This window comes from Actinacidiphila rubida (assembly GCF_900110255.1).
In the GTDB taxonomy this organism is placed as follows: Bacteria; Actinomycetota; Actinomycetes; order Streptomycetales; family Streptomycetaceae; genus Actinacidiphila; species Actinacidiphila rubida.
The window spans coordinates 1-15,203 of record NZ_FODD01000005.1; the positions used below are offsets into that span (position 1 = coordinate 1).

A 15,203-nucleotide genomic window follows, 5' to 3' on the forward strand; every position below is an offset into this window, starting at 1 on the left:
CCGAGAACAACACCGCGTACGGCCTCGACCGCAGGACCGGTCACATCGACTGGCAGCGGAACTTCGGGCCGGCGTTCCCCGCCTCCGCGATCGGCTGCGGGGACCTGACGCCCTCGATCGGCGCGTCCGCGACGCCCGTGTACGACCCGGCGACGAACGCCGTCTACTTCACCACCAAGGTCGACGACGGCACCGCGACGCACCGCCACCCCACGTGGCTGATGCACGCCGTGGACCCGTCCACCGGCGCCGAGCGCGACGGCTGGCCGGTCACCATCAGCGGCAAGCCGGGCAACGCCGCGAACATCACCTTCGACCCCTACTACGAGCAGCAGCGCCCCGGCCTGCTGCTGATGGACGGCGTCGTCTACGCGGGCTTCGGCGCGCACTGCGACGTGGTCCCGTACCGGGGCTACGTGGTCGGCGTCGGCGTCGCCGAGCACCAGGTCACCTCGATGTGGGCCTCCGAGACCGGTGACTCCGTCGCCGGCGCGGGCGTCTGGCAGTCCGGTGGCGGCCTCGTCTCCGACGGACCGGGCCGGATCTTCTTCAGCACCGGCAACGGCATCAGCCCGGCCCCGGGCCCCGGCACCACCGTCCAGGGCAACCTGGCCGAGTCCGTCGTACGGCTGCAGGTCAACGCCGACAAGAGCCTGAGCACCGCCGACTTCTTCAGCCCCAGCAACGCGGCGAGCCTGGACCTCCAGGACCAGGACATCTCCTCGGGCGCGCCGATGGCCCTGCCCGACGGCTTCGGCACCGCCGCGCACCCGCACCTGATGGTCCAGCAGGGCAAGGACGGCCGGGTGTTCCTGCTCGACCGCGACAACCTCGGCGGCATGAGCCAGGCGCCCGGCGGCGGCAACGCGGTCGTGAGCACGAGCGGTCCCTACCAGGGGCTGTGGGGCCACCCCGCGTTCTGGGGCGGCGACGGCGGCTATGTCTACCTGGTCGGCAACAACGGCCCACTGCGGGCGCTGGCGTACGGCGTCAACAACGGCAACCCCGCGCTCACCTTCACCGGACGCAGCCAGGACTCCTTCGGCTACACCAGCGGCTCGCCCCTGGTCACCTCCAACGGCACCGACGACTCCACCGGCCTGATCTGGGTCGTCTCCGCGAACGACGCCTCGGGCGCGGGCGGCACGCTGCGCGCGTACAGCCCCGTCCCCGACGGCGACGGCCTGCTGCAGCTGTTGTGGTCGGCGCCGGTCGGCACCGCCACGAAGTTCAGCACGCCCACGGCCGACAAGGGCGTCGTGTACGTCGGGACCCGGGACGGCGTCCTCTACGGCTTCGGCAGCCCGGCCACCACCGCGCTGACCGCCGCCCCGGTCGACTTCGGCCAGGTCGCGGTCGGCGCCAGCGGCACCGGCACGATGACCCTGACCGCCACCAAGGACCTCGGCATCACCGGGCTCACCGCGTCGGGCGCGTTCGCGGTCACCGCCGGCTCGCTGCCGTCGGCCGGGCAGCCCACCCAGCTGGCGTCCGGGGCCTCCCTGGACGTGCCGCTGAGCTTCACGCCCAAGACCACGGGCGGCATCAGCGGGATGCTCACCGCCAACCTGTCGGACGGCGAGAAGCTCGTCTTCGCCCTCCACGGCGTCGGCACCCGACCCGGACTCGGAGCGGCGCCCGGCTCGCTGGGCTTCGGCGAGGTGCCCACCGGCTCCGTCTCGACGCTGAACCTGCAGATCACCAACACCGGCACCGGCCCGGAGACCGTCGACTCGGTGACCGCACCGGCCGGCGCGTTCTCCGCCACCGGGCTGCCGGCCGCCGGCACGGTCGTGCCCGCCGGCGGATCCTTCGTCGCCACGGTCGCCTACGCGCCCGTCGTCGGCTCCCCGTCGGACAGCGACGCGCTGGTCGTCAACAGCAGCAGCGCGGGCCAGTCGCACGCCCTGAAGGTGACGGTCGGGGGCTCGGCGGTCACCGGCCAGGGGCACCTGGAGTTCTCGCCGAGTTCCCTGGACTTCGGCAAGGTGCCGATCGGCAGCTCCAAGACGCTGACGTTCACGATCAGCAACACCGGCAACCTGCCCGTGACCGTGACCAAGGCCAAGGCGCCCGCGGGTGACTTCGGCAGTGCGGTGCAGCTGTCCGAGGGCCTGGTCATCGGCCCCGAGCAGAGCACCGTGCAGAGCGTCACCTTCACCCCGCGGTCCACCACCGCGCAGAGCGGCGGCTTCTACGAGGTCACCGGAGACGCCGGGCAGGGCGCCCAGTTCGTACCCGTCTCGGGCACCGGCACGGGCACCCCGGCGACCACCACGGTCGCCGACGGCTCCTGGCACGCCAACGGCACCGCGGCGATCAGCGACGACGGCAGCGTCCAGCTGACGCCGGCCAGCCCCGGCAACCAGGCGGGCTCGGCGGTCTACACCAAGCCGCTGCCCACCGACGGTCTGCGCGCGACCTTCACCGCGAAGTTCGGTCCTGGCACCGGCGGTTACGGCATCGCCTTCTCGCTGCTCGACCCGGTTCAGAACACCGGTTCCGCGGTGGGCGGTTCGGGCACCGGATTCGGCATCGCCGGTCAGCAGGGCACGGTCGTGGCGCTCGGCACCGGCTGGAGCCCCGCCACGGGCCTGCAGAACTACGTGGCCGTGGGCACCAGCACCGCCGGTTCCCCGAACATCACCTACACGTCCAAGGCCCCCCTGGCCACCGCCCTGCGCCAGGGCACCCACCAGGTGGACATCGAGAGCACCGGCGGACACCTGTACGTCCGGATCGACGGCACTCAGGTGATGGACAGCACGCAGGCCCTGCCGCCGACCGCGCTCCTCGCCCTGTCCGCCGGAACGGGTGTCAACTCCGACGCCCACAAGGTCAGCGGTGTGGTCGTCAGCGACATGCCGCCCACCACTCCGCCCACCGCCGCCGCCCCGCCGTTCCTCGCGCGGGACACCACCGGCACGCTGTGGCAGTACCGGACCACCGGGAACGCCGCGGCGCCCTTCCAGGCGCGGCAGAAGGTCGGCGGCGGCTGGCAGGTCTACAACGCGCTGATCTCGCTGTCCACCCGGACGGCCACCGCCCACGCCGACCTCGTCGCCCGGGACGCCTCCGGCGTCCTCTGGTACTACGCCGGCACCGGCAACACCACCACCCCGCTGGCCCCCCGGGTCCGTGTGGGCGCGGGCTGGGGCATCTACGGCACGATGACCGGCGTCGGCGACGTGACCGGTGACGGCAAGGCCGATCTGGTGGCACGTGACTCCAGCGGCGTGCTGTGGCTGTACCGCGGCACGGGAGTTGCGTCGGCTCCGTTCGCGGCCCGGACGCGGATCGGCGCGGGCTGGGGCATCTACGGCACGATGACCGGCGTCGGCGACGTGACCGGTGACGGCAAGGCCGATCTGGTGGCACGTGACTCCAGCGGCGTGCTGTGGCTGTACCGCGGCACGGGAGTTGCGTCGGCTCCGTTCGCGGCCCGGACGCGGGTCGGTTCCGGCTGGAACACCTACGGCATGCTGACGGCGGTCGGCGACGTGACCGGTGACGGCAAGGCCGATCTGGTGGCGCGTGACGCCACTGGTGTGCTGTGGCTGTACCGCGGCACGGGAGTTACGTCGGCTCCGTTCGCGGCCCGTTCGCGGGTCGGTTCCGGCTGGAACACCTACAACGCCCTCGTCTGAGCCGGCCGGTCCACGGTCCGCCGAAAGACGCAGGAAGCCCTACTCCCGGTGGGGGTAGGGCTTCCTCGCGTTCCGGGGGCGACGCCGCCCCGGGAACGTCAGAACAGCGGTCGCCCGACTGCGAGCGCCGGTAGTACCAGAGCACCCCCTACTTGTCGCGGGCGACCAGTCCGTCCCCCTGCCCGGGGAAGGCGGCCTGGGTTCCGGTGCCCACGACGGACGTGTAGATGTTCCAGCCGGCGCCGATCCGCACCCGTGGCCTGAACGGCTCCGCGGTGTTCCAGGAGGCCTGGTAGTACCAGAGGACGCCGTTCACTGGACAACGGGTGAGACCAAGGGAGAGGCCATCCCATGCAGTGAGTAACAACCTTCTCTACGGGTTTCAAGGCACCCGGCGTCGCTGCCGCTCCGCCGGGCGCGCGTCCGGCGCCTGGCCGCGCCGTCGCTCCTGTCTCCGCCCCGCTGGGCACGGCCCCGCGCCGCGCGCGCCCACGAGGAGGAGGCCGATGGCATGAGACGAGACCGCACAGTCGGGGTCAAAGACGTTGCCTCCGGCGGGGGCGCTCAGGCTCCGAGATGGGCCAAGGCCCGGCCGGCGACCGCGCGAGCGTCGTGGGCGGGTGCGGGATCTCCCATCCCGACTGCCATCGACCCGGGGCAAGCCGAGCAGTCGCGGCCCAGGGCGTCAAGGTCGTTCGTACAGTGACGGGCTCCACCTGACGCCCTGAACCACGCCCGCTCCACAGGAGTGCGGGCCGACGGCAGACGGGATGGAAGGTGGGGAAAGCAGTCGGTGCTGGCCATTCGTCGCTCATCGGCTGTCAGAACTGAGCGGTACCGTCAGGGCTCGGCTAGGCGGCAACCACGGCAAAGGACGGGCATGGGCGCCAGTGGATGGGGCTACGTCGCTCCCTACAGAGGAAATGTCGAGGCGACGCTCGAAGCCTTGCATGACGAGGTCTTCCAGGACCTGTACGGCGACGGGGACGAGTACGCGAGCCTTGAGAAGCTCTACGCCGATGAGGAGTTCATGGGCGAAGAGGGCACGCACTCGATACTGGACGTGCAGCGAGTACTTGAGACGACGGAGCCACCTCAACAACGTGACTGGGCCGACTACTTCACGATCCGGCCTCTGCCCAATGCCCGACTTGTGCATCACTTCGGCACGGAATGCCCCACCGTACGGCAGTACGACGAGGCGATGACTCGGGCACATGAGGCCATGCGTACCAGGAGCCCCGTAGACGAGGACACGACCCTACTCGGAGAGCACCGGATGCGCTGGACCGGTGTTTATGTGGTCCTGTACACCGACGGCCAACCCACCCATGTCGGCTTCTTCGGTTCTTCCGGAGACTAAGCCGCACCGCCGGGCGACGCTAGATTCTTCGGAGGGTGTGCCAGGCGTCCTCTTACCGAGACGCAAGTCCGTAAAACAGCATCCCGAGGCCGATGGTGAGGGCGGCCGCTCCCTGCACGAGGGCTCCCCGGAAAGACCACTGACCTTCTGGCCGCAACACCTTCCACCCTCTCCAACGGGCGCAAAGGCCGAAAACAAGAACCATCACGCCGATGATCACGAAGCCCGCCCCGCCGGCTACTGGATCGTCATTGGTCTGGGTGGCTAGCGCGAGAGTCGACGACGACACGGTGAGAACGGTAGATGACAGGAGCGATCGGGCAGGCGCGGGGCTGTCATGGGTGCTCCGCTCGGCTCAGCGATCTCTCTGCGGCAGGCGGCTTGAGTGTCAAACTGCGCTACAACGGCCCCGTGCTCTGGTGGACCTCCACGGACAATCGTGGACTGTTCTCGCTGGTCCGCCCGGCCGCATCCCAGGCCAGGACACAGCCTGGACTGCTTCGGGACGAAGAGGTCACTCAGTTAAGGTGCGCGACGTGACCGAGGAAGCCCCGGCTTGCCCTGAGTGCGGCCACCCGATGAAGTCCGGTGGTCTCGTGCTCTCCAGGCGTGAGGACGACCGCCGGCGAGTGTGCCGAGCACTCTGGAGGTGTCGGAACCGTCACCTCTGGTGGGGGTGGGCTGATCGGCCGGATGAGCCTCTGGAGACGTGTCCGGCGCCTGAGCTGTTCCGCTGACCGCGGTCTCGCCGTACAGCAGAGAAGAACCGCAACCTCAGCGGCCGGCCCCACCCAATGCGATCCGTCAAGGGCAGCTGCACGGCTGTTACGGCCCCCAGCGACCCACCTGCATAGAGCTAGGGATCAGAGAGTGTGCGTGCCCCATCCGTGCCCGATCGACAGGGGAACCGCGGGGAACCACGGTCGCCGGCGGGCAGCGGGCACGACAACGGCCCCCGACCAACATGCCTGGTCGGGGGCCGTTCTCAGTACTTCACATGCGGAGGCTGTGGGATTTGAACCCACGGTGACATCGCTGCCACGACGGTTTTCAAGACCGTTCCCTTAGGCCGCTCGGGCAAGCCTCCCCGCGGGCCGGGTGGTGGCGCCGCGGGGACAGCTTAGTGGGTGCGCGGGGGCGGGTTACTGGTTGGTGTCGCCCTTGCGGCTGCCCAGGGTGAGGGTCGTGGTGTGGGTGGAGCCGTCGCGGGTGTAGGTGAGGGTGGCCTTGTCGCCGGGCTGGTGCTGCCAGATCTCGCCGATCAGGGTCTGGCCGCTGTCGATGATCGTGTCGTCGAACTTGGTGATGATGTCGCCGGGCTTGAGGCCGGCCTTCTCACCGGGGCCGCCGGAGACGATCGCGTCGCTGCCGCTGGCGATCTGCGCGCCGTCGCCGTCGTACTGCGAGTTGAGGCTGACGCCGATCACCGGGTAGACGGGGACGCCGGTGCGGATCAGCTGGTCGGCGACCCGCTTGGCCTGGTTGATCGGGATGGCGAAGCCGAGGCCGACGCTGCCGCCCTGGCTGCCGGGCGAGGAGCTGCCGCCGGGCTGGATCGCGGAGTTGATGCCGATCACCGCGCCGTTGGCGTTGAGGAGGGGGCCGCCGGAGTTGCCGGGGTTGATGGACGCGTCGGTCTGGATCGCGCTCATGTAGGAGGCCGTGCTGCCCTGGCCGTCGCTGGAGGCGACCGGACGGTGGACGGCGCTGACGATGCCGGTGGTGACGGTGCCGGACAGGCCGAAGGGCGCGCCGATCGCGACGGTGGCGTCCCCGACGACGGCGTTGTCGGAGTTGCCGAGCGGCAGCGGGGTGAGCTTGGCGTCCGAGGCGTTCTTCAGCTTGACCACGGCCACGTCGTAGCCGGAGGCGCGGCCGACGACCTCGGCGTCGTACGTGGTGCCGTTGGAGAACGTGACGGTGAGCTTGCCGCCGTTCGCCGCCGGGGCCACCACGTGGTTGTTGGTGAGGATGTGGCCCTGGGTGTCGTAGACGAAGCCGGTGCCGGTGCCGCTCTCCTGGCTGCCGCTGGCCTTGATCGTCACGACGCTGGGCAGCGCCTTGTTGGCGATGCCCGCCACGGAGGTGGGGGCCCGGTTGAGGGCCTTGATGTTGCTGGGCGCGGAGACCGTGGTGGAGCCGGAGTCGTTGTTGTTGTGCTTCGCGGCCTCGTAGCCGATGGCACCGCCGACGCCGCCGGCGACCAGCGCCGCCACCAGGACCGCGGCGACCATGGGGCCGAAGCCGCGCCGCTTCGGCGGGGTGGGCCCGCCCCACACCGGCCCGGTCGGGGAGCCGGGGCCGCCGTGGCCCGGCTGGGTGTGGGGGGCGTACGGGTCGTGCGGGGCGTGCGGGTCGTGCGGCGGGTCGAACGGCGACGGGCCGCCGGCCGAGGCGTACGCCGGGGTGGCCGGGACCGCGAACGGGTCGGGGGAGGTGTGCGGTCCACCGGCCGGCGGCTCGGCGGCGAACGCCGCCGTGGAGCCGGCGTGCGTGCCCTGCGCCGCCTCGTACGGGGAGGCGGCCGGCTTCGGCGCCTCGTAGGGGGACGCGGAAGAGGAGGACGGCGCGGGCTGCGGCGGCGCGTACGGGGAGGGCGCGGGCTGCGGCGGGGCCGGCTGGTGCTCGGGCTGCTGAGGGGCCGCGGCGGCCGCGGCCGGCGCGGGACCGTCGCCGTGCAGTGCGGCGGGCGGCGGGCCGTACGGGGAGGGCGGGCCGACCGGCGGGGGCGCCTGCAGCGGCGGGGCGGACCGCTGGACGGCGGTCTGTTCCTGGGGCTCGGCGGGCGTCGGGCCGGCGGGCGTGGCGTCCTGCACGGGCAGCACCTCGGTACGCGGCTCGTCGGCCGGCTCGGGCGGTGCGGCGGGGGGCGTGGGTGCGGCGGGGGGCGTGGGAGCCGCGGCAGGCGGCGCCACCGGAGGAGCCGCCGGGGGAACGGGCGCCGTGCTGCCGTCGGCCGCGGCACTCTCGCGCCCTGCCGCTGCCGGCTCCGCATGCGGAGCCGGCAGGGAGGACCCGGTCCCGGCTTCGTGCTCGGTGCTCACAGCGAATCTCCTCGGAGTTCTGAGTTCAGCGTCAGGTCGCAGGTTCACGACACATCGTTTACGTGGACACAGCATTTCTTACGGCGTGTCGGACCGCCGTAAGCGGTAGCTGTGCGCTGCTCGCGCCTGCGTGTACCGCGCCCGCCGGTGCGGCGGTGGCACGATGGGTCGGTGACGTCTGCGCGCGCGGTCCCGGATGCGTACCCCGAGGGGCGACCTGTCCAGGTCGTGGCCCATCGCGGTGCTTCCGAGGACGTACCAGAACATACGCTCGCCGCGTACCGGAAGGCCATCGAGGACGGCGCCGATGCGCTGGAGTGCGATGTTCGACTCACCGCGGACGGCGAGCTGGTGTGCGTACACGACCGGCGGGTGAACCGGACGTCCAACGGCCGCGGCGCGGTGTCGTCCCTGGAACTGGCGGATCTGGCCGCGCTGGACTTCGGATCGTGGAAGGGGCGGGCCGGCGACCTCGAGGCGCCGGAGCGGTACGACCCGGGGGAGCGCAGCCGGGTGCTGACCCTGACGCGGTTGCTGGAGCTCGTGGCGGACACCGATCGGCGGGTGGAGCTGGCGATCGAGACGAAGCATCCGTCGCGTTGGGCCGGACAGGTGGAGGAACGGCTCCTCGAGGTCCTGCGCCGGTTCGGCCTGGACCGCCCCGGACCGGACGGCCGGCCCTCACCCGTCCGGGTGATGAGTTTCTCGTCACGCTCGCTGCGCCGGGTGCGGGCGGGCGCGCCGGATCTGCCGACCGTCTTTCTGATGCAGTACGTGCTGCCCAGGCACCGTGACGGGCGGATGCCGGCGGGGGTGCGGATCGCCGGACCGGCGATGCGGATCGTGCGGGCCAACCCGGGGTATGTGGCGCGATTGCATCGCTCGGGACATCAGGTGCACGCGTGGACGGTGGACCGGCCCGAGGACGTCGACCTGTGCGTGCGGCTGGGCGTCGACGCGATCATCACCAACCGGCCGCGCGAGGTGCTGTCGCAGCTCGGACGCTGATCGCCGCAGGTCAGCGGCGGTTTCGACGGCAGCGGACGGGGCGGCGGGGCGCCATCGGCCGTCACGGGGCGTGCCCCCGCGCACGCGGAGCGCGGCGACGGGTCCGTACGAGCGCCGGAGCGCGGTGGACCGTGTCGGTGGCATAGGCGGGGCGGGCGGGGCGGGCGGAGTGCGGCAATAGATCGCGGTTGGCCTGTTTCCGGTCGAGTACGAAGGGGCATTGACCCTGTGGCGTGGGGTGAAGGAGGTCTCGGGGGTGTCGTTGATGGTGGCGCAAGAAGTGCCGACGTCCACGACCATGGCCCTGCCCCATGGTCCGACCGGAGTGGCCGATGCGCGCAGGAGACTGCGCACCGACCTGTACGCGCACGAGGTGCCCGAACCGGTCGTGGACGACGCGGTGTTGATCCTTTCCGAACTGCTGAGCAACTCCTGTCGCCACGCCCGTCCCCTGGGCCAGGGCGACGAGGGCGGGCGCAGGACGGGACCGACGGGCGCGCAGGCGCCCGTCGCACGTTTGCCGCACGCCGAACCGTCCGTCCGGGCACCCGGGTTGGGCGCGCCGGGGCCGTTGGGATCGGCGAGTCCGCTGGGAACGGCGGGAACGGGCGGTCAGCCGGGCCACCTCGGACCGTCCGGCTCCGCGACGCGGACGCCGGCCGGGCCGGTCGACGGCCCGGACGAGGGCATACGCGCCGCCTGGTCGGTGGACGACAACGGCCTGCTGGTCCTGGAGGTCACGGACGGCGGCGGCCCCACCCGGCCACGGCCGGCCAGCCCCTCGCTGACCGCGCACGGCGGCCGCGGGCTGGGCATCGTCGGCACCCTCGCGCTGCGCTGGGGCGTACGGGACGCGCCCGGGGAGGTCACGGTGTGGGCGGTGCTCGCGGTCCGCGGCCGGCACGCCCGGCGCGACGACTCGCTGGGCACGGGCATCGGCCTGCCGATGGGCATCCCGCTCGGCCTCCCGATGGACCTCGCGGAGTCCCTGGACGACCTGGGCTGACGCGGGCGGGGGAGGCGGAACCGCTCCCCGTCCGGCGCGCCTCGCCCGTGCGCCACGCCCCTGCGGACGGCATGGCCCGACCCGCGCGGCGCGACCGACCGGCGGGGCCGTCACCCGTCGCCCGACCCGCGTGGCCGGAACCCGGCCGCCCGCCGCGCCGCGGACCCGGCCCGCCCGGCCCGCGCCGCTCCGGCCCGCCCGGCCCGCGTGGCCGGAACGACGTGCCTGCCGGCGCCCCGTGCACCGCGCGGACGGCGCGAACGGGGCGAACGGCCGGAGACCGCCTCGCCGGGCGCTAGGCTCGCGGCCGTAACATCGCCGCAACGGGAGAGACCGAGCCATGGCCAAGAAGCGCGCGACCGCCACCCAGACCAAGGGCCCCCGGGCCGAAGCCGGGGCCGCGGTTCCCGTCGTCGGCCCGCGCGAGCCGTGCCCGTGCGGCTCGGGCCGCCGGTACAAGGCGTGCCACGGCCGGGAGGCCGCCCACGCCGTGACCGAGCTGGTCCGCCGGCCGTTCGAAGGCCTGCCCGGCGAGTGCGACTGGGTCGCCCTGCGCGAGCTCGTGCCGGCGGCGACCGTGGAGCTGACGCTGAAGGACGGACTGCCCGAGGGCGTGCCGTCGGTCACGCTCGGCACCGTGCTGCCGATGGCGTGGCCCGGGCTGCGCCGCGACACCGGCGCCGTGCTGCTCGGCCTCCAGAACGACGCGGCCTCCGGCGACATCAGCCGCGACATGGCCGACACGCTGCAGCGCGCGCTGACGGGGGAGCCGGGCAACCCGGTCGAGGGCCGCCGGCCGGCGCCCGACGGTCCGCGCCTGCAGGACCTGCTGGACGTGAACGCGCCGTTCGAGCCGCAGGTGCAGTCCGGCTTCGAGTTCTGGCTGGAGGACGCCGACTCGGCGACGGGCGAGGTGGCGGCCTCGCTGGAGCGGGCGAACCAGGCGGCGATCCCGACCGTGCGGCTGACCGGGGTGGACGCCGCGTACTGGTGCGAGACGCCGGAGAAGAACCACCTGCGCTGGGTGATGCCGACCCCCGAGGAGGCGCTGCTCGACGCGTTGGCGCGGCTGCACGTGGCGGGGGCGTCGTCGCTGGGCGACGGCACGCGGCTGGTCGGCTCGTTCCGCGCCCACGGCCTGATGGTCCCGGTCTGGGACCTGCCGGTCGGCATGACGGCCGACGACGTCGAGAAGCCCGCCGCCGAGTTCGGCGAGCGCCTGGCGGAGACGCTGGCCCGTACCGCACCGCTGACCGCGGACGAGCGCAGGGCGCGCAGCGGCCTCACCAACCGCCAGATCACCCTGAGCTGAGCCGGGACGGGACCCGTTCCCGTCCGGCCGGTTCCGGCACCCCCGATCGGGGGTGCCGACCGAGCGGTCGGTCAGTGATCCCGCTCACAAGTCCCCTGGAAACACCGGGGAATCGGCGCAAGCGCCCCATCGGGGAATTTGCGATCGGACGAAGTCTTGTTACCGTTTAAACAGCCCGGTCGCTGATGCATCCCCCGTCGTCAGCGACCGGGCGTTTCCATGCCCTTCCGCCCGTTGCGGGCCGGCCGTCGCCGCCGCCAGGGGAAGGACGACGGCGAGCGCGGCCACGCTCGCGACCGCCACCCGGCGCAGCCCCTCGGGGCAGCCGGACACCCGGTCGCCGCCGGGCGCCGGACCGCCCCGGAACGTCGGATCGTCCGGCCGCGGCTGCGGATTCACGTGGCTCACCTGCGCTCGTATCGGTTGACGCACCGAACATAGCGAACTCTTCCACCCAGAACCGGACATTCGTCCCCGTGGGACGTCGTCCCCGCGGCCGCGACGCGCGGACGGCGCGAACGGCCCCGACCCGTCGCAACCGTCGCACCCGTCGAACCGCTGTCCGTCAGAACAGCGGTCCACCAGTGCCGTTCAGATCCGTCCGCGTCGCCTGAAGCCCCCGCGTCGCCAGAAGCGCGCGGCCGCAAGCACGGAACCGCGGCCCCGCGCGGCGCCGCCCCGACCGTGCACGGGGGCGACCCCGCGCGAGAGCCGCGGCTTCGCGCGAGAACCGTGTCAGAACCGCAGCCGGTCCCCGTCCGGCGCCGTGCGGCCCGCCCGCACCAACGCGTCGACCAGGGTGTCGATCGGCGGCAACCAGGGCGCGCCCTCGTCCTTGCCCGCGACCGGCGGCCGCACCCAGCGCACGGGTGCCGCACCGGTGCCGCACGGCGGCAGCGGGACGTAGCCGCCGTCGCCGTGGTAGCGCAGCGACGTCGGCACCCAGTCCTGGCTGTCGAGGAGTTCGCCGAGTTCGTCCAGCGAGTAGGGCGCCACGAAGAAGTGGTACCTGGTGGGTGTGGCGGCCACCGGACCGAGCCGGAAACCGAAGTTCTCCAGGGCCGTCAGCGCGTCCGCGCCGGCGGTCGCGGGCAGGCTCGCCGCGGAGACCCGGTCACCGGTGGCCAGCACGATCGGCGCGTCCGGCCTGCGGGTCCACCACCAGCGGACCATCCGCGGTTCGCGGGTGGCGGCCAGGAGTCCGGGGTCGAGCGGATGAGCTCCCGGCACCGGGCAGTTGGCCCGCGGGCAGGCACACGGCCGCTCCTCCGCGGCGCGCCGGCCGGCCGGCTTGTCGTAACCCACTCCGGGCACCACGCGCCACTGCCAGTGCTCGGCGTACATGAGCGCCGCGTTGAGGTACGCGGTCCGCCCCTCTCGCTTGAGGGAGAGCTTGCGTCGCCTTCCGAGGATCTCGCGCATCAGCGCTCGTTCCTTTCCGTTAACGCTCAGGGATCTGCCCATTGCACAACGTAACTGTCGAGCACACCGCATTCGAGGCAGCGCATCACGCTGCCAGCCGAGCGTGGAATGTGGCGGAGGGGGGCGCTCGTAAGGCGCTGCGTGCATCCGGTGCCCAGGTCGGGGGTCCACGTGCGGATCCCCGGACGAGCACAGCACCCCTCACCACTCGGGGTTGGGTCGGCTGTCAACTGTTCACGTACTACGACGCTTGAGCCGGACTTCGGGTTCCTACCCATCACCCGCGATATGACGCGCTGTTGGCCGGGATCAGTCGACCGTGCGCATGGACCGGGGGTGGCGGTTTCCAGCCAACGTACGGCGGTCACACGGGTGGCCGCAAGACTCCGACACCATTCGTTGTACCAGGACAATCCTGGACATGCCCGCAACCGTGCGTGTAGAAGTGGGGTCCTTGATAGCGGCGCAGCACGACATGGGGGTTTGCGATGCTATTCATGCAGATGCTCCGCGCATTGCGGACGAAAAGCGCTGATTGCGCCGCCCACCCGACCCTGGCCGGAAGTTCCCGGCCATGAGCCCCGCGCACGTCAGAAAAGTGGCCGGAACAGAACCGCCTCATCCGGTCCAGGCGCACACTGACGCCGCTCCGGCCGGGACTCCGACCGCCGTGGTCCCCTCTCCTGCCCCGCCCGTCCCGCACGCCACCGCGGGCCCGGTGACCTCGCCTCTTGCCGCCCGCGACGCACCCGACCGCGCACGGGCCGTCCAGGACCGGTTGGCCACATGGGTCTGCGACCTGTCGCTGCTGCACGAGCTGACCGAACGCCTCGCCCGCACCGCGGTGCTCGACGACGCGCTGCACGAGGTGCTGCGCGCCGGCGCCACCCTGGTCGGCGCGAGGCGCGGGCTGATCGCCCTCGAACCCGCGGACGGCCTCGGGCCCGACAGCTCGGTGGGCCTCGGCCTGGGCCGCTGCGACCTGGGCGCCCTGGAGACCGTCCCGCACCACGCGCTGTACGCGAGCCCCCGCGACGCCCACCGCTCCGGCGACTGCGTGGCGAGCTGCGACGGGACGTGCGCCGACGCGTGCGCCGGGAGTCGCGACGGTGACGCCGGCGGCGAGGTCGTCCACCCGGACCTGCTCCACGAACCCGGCCTGCTGCCGCGGCACCGCGAGGTCGCCCGGCAGCTCGGGCTCGGCGCCAGCTACGCCGTGCCCCTCACCGCCGAGGCCACGGGCCGGCTCGGCACGGCCGTCTGGTTCTACGACGAGGCGGCCGAACCCGCCGAGAGCCGGCGCCGCCTGGCCGCCCTGTATCTGCGCCACGCCGGCGAGCACCTCGGCCGCTGCCTCGCGCTGAGCCGCGCCGAGCACGTCGCCGACGCGCTGGCCGAGGAACTGCTGCCCGCCCGGCTGCCGCGGGTGCCGGGCGTGCGGTTGGCGGTGCGGCACACCGCCGGGCCGCGCGGCGGCGGCGACTGGTACGACGCGCTGCCGCTGCCTGAGGGCGCGCTCGGCCTGGCCGTCGGCGGGGTCACCGGCGCGGGGCCCGGCGCGGTCGCCGCGATGGGACGGCTGCGCGCGAGCCTGCGGGCGTACGCGGTGATGGAGGGCGAGGACCCGGTCGCGGTGCTCTCCGACCTGGAACTGCTGCTGCGGCTGACCGAGCCGGCCCGCTCGGCGACCGCGCTGTTCGCGTACGCCGCTGCCTCCGATGGCACCCCGGCGGGCGGCGGCCGCAAGCTGACCATGGCCGGCGCCGGGCACTGCCCGCCGCTGGTCGTCGGCGACCTGCGCTGCGAGTACGTGGAGACGTCGCTGTCCGCGCCGCTGAACGTGCTCAGCTGCTGGGAGGCGCCGAGCGTCGAGCTGACGGTACGGGCCGGCGAGAGCCTGCTGCTGTTCACCGACGGGCTGCTGCACCGCACCGGCGACCCCGCCGACCGGGCCTTCGCCCGCCTGCACGCCGCCGCCCAGGGTGCGTCGCGGGCCATGCGGGCCGATCCCGAACTGCTCGCCGACCACGTGCTGCGCACCCTGCTGCCCGACGGCCTGGACACCGCCGACGGCGTCGAGGACCTGGTCCTGCTCGTCGCCCGCTTCGACTGAGCCCTCCCCCGGGCGGGCCCGCCGGCAGGCCGCACCCGGGCGGCACGCAGCATGCCCCCGGCCGCAGGCGTGCCCCCGACCGGGCACCACGGCACCAGTCCGCCCACCCGCGCGCCCTTGACCGGCCGACCCGTCCGCGGACCCCGTCGGCACGAGGCCCGGCGACGGGCCCCGCAGCGCGCCGCCGAAGCAGCCGCGGCCCCGCGGCCCGTCGGGCGTGGTCGGGCGCGCCCGGCGTCGGCGGCGGAGGTCTGTGCCGTCGGCCACACCGCCGCGGTCCGCGGCGCG

Annotated in this window: 10 protein-coding genes and 1 tRNA gene; 6 read left to right on the plus strand and 5 right to left on the minus strand. The window is 73.1% G+C overall.

All coding sequences use genetic code 11. The features are described from left to right. Positions 1 to 3,647 (plus strand): Ig-like domain-containing protein (locus BMW99_RS06040; protein WP_107485339.1); only part of this gene is annotated, 3,647 nt, incomplete at its 5' end. 148 nt (positions 3,648 to 3,795) lie between these two features. Here the strand turns inward: BMW99_RS06040 and BMW99_RS41200 are convergent. Beyond that, a complete protein-coding gene (locus BMW99_RS41200; RefSeq protein ID WP_176735595.1) occupies positions 3,796 to 3,963 on the minus strand; it encodes a hypothetical protein in 168 nt (55 codons plus the stop codon). A gap of 564 nt (positions 3,964 to 4,527) precedes the next feature. Between BMW99_RS41200 and BMW99_RS06050 the strand changes: the two genes are divergently transcribed. Beyond that, on the plus strand, positions 4,528 to 5,010 hold the full coding sequence (locus BMW99_RS06050; protein ID WP_069465482.1) for a hypothetical protein: 483 nt from the start codon (positions 4,528 to 4,530) through the stop codon (positions 5,008 to 5,010). Between the two features lie 1,000 nt (positions 5,011 to 6,010). Here BMW99_RS06050 and BMW99_RS06060 read toward each other — a convergent pair. Beyond that, a tRNA-Ser gene (locus BMW99_RS06060) sits at positions 6,011 to 6,097 on the minus strand. A 55-nt stretch (positions 6,098 to 6,152) separates the two neighbouring features. Further along, on the minus strand, positions 6,153 to 7,748 hold the full coding sequence (locus BMW99_RS06065) for a S1C family serine protease (RefSeq protein ID WP_407640266.1): 1,596 nt from the start codon (positions 7,746 to 7,748) through the stop codon (positions 6,153 to 6,155). Between the two features lie 477 nt (positions 7,749 to 8,225). Here BMW99_RS06065 and BMW99_RS06070 point away from each other — a divergent pair, with 477 nt between their 5' ends. From BMW99_RS06070 to BMW99_RS06085, 3 genes are all read left to right on the plus strand, one after another. Beyond that, a complete protein-coding gene (locus tag BMW99_RS06070; RefSeq protein ID WP_069467490.1) occupies positions 8,226 to 9,062 on the plus strand; it encodes a glycerophosphodiester phosphodiesterase in 837 nt (278 codons plus the stop codon). A gap of 256 nt (positions 9,063 to 9,318) precedes the next feature. Next, a complete protein-coding gene (locus BMW99_RS06080) occupies positions 9,319 to 10,068 on the plus strand; it encodes an ATP-binding protein (RefSeq protein WP_075016379.1) in 750 nt (249 codons plus the stop codon). Positions 10,069 to 10,408: 340 nt separating this feature from the next. Next, the gene (locus tag BMW99_RS06085) at positions 10,409 to 11,380 is read left to right on the plus strand and encodes a DUF5926 family protein (RefSeq protein WP_075016380.1); all 972 of its coding nucleotides are present in this window, start codon (positions 10,409 to 10,411) and stop codon (positions 11,378 to 11,380) included. Between the two features lie 159 nt (positions 11,381 to 11,539). On the opposite strand, the gene BMW99_RS41765 is transcribed toward BMW99_RS06085, so the two are convergent. Together BMW99_RS41765 and BMW99_RS06090 are read right to left on the minus strand one after the other, a co-directional pair. After that, positions 11,540 to 11,779: a hypothetical protein gene (locus BMW99_RS41765; protein WP_141726481.1), complete on the minus strand. Its 240-nt coding sequence runs from the start codon at positions 11,777 to 11,779 to the stop codon at positions 11,540 to 11,542. Positions 11,780 to 12,115: 336 nt separating this feature from the next. Beyond that, positions 12,116 to 12,802 carry a bifunctional DNA primase/polymerase gene (locus tag BMW99_RS06090; RefSeq protein ID WP_075016381.1) on the minus strand — a complete coding sequence of 229 codons (687 nt, stop codon included), beginning with the start codon at positions 12,800 to 12,802 and terminating at the stop codon, positions 12,116 to 12,118. Positions 12,803 to 13,376: 574 nt separating this feature from the next. On the opposite strand from BMW99_RS06090, the gene BMW99_RS06095 reads away from it, so the two are divergent. Continuing rightward, a complete protein-coding gene (locus tag BMW99_RS06095; protein WP_075016382.1) occupies positions 13,377 to 14,915 on the plus strand; it encodes a PP2C family protein-serine/threonine phosphatase in 1,539 nt (512 codons plus the stop codon). Positions 14,916 to 15,203 lie beyond the last annotated feature (288 nt).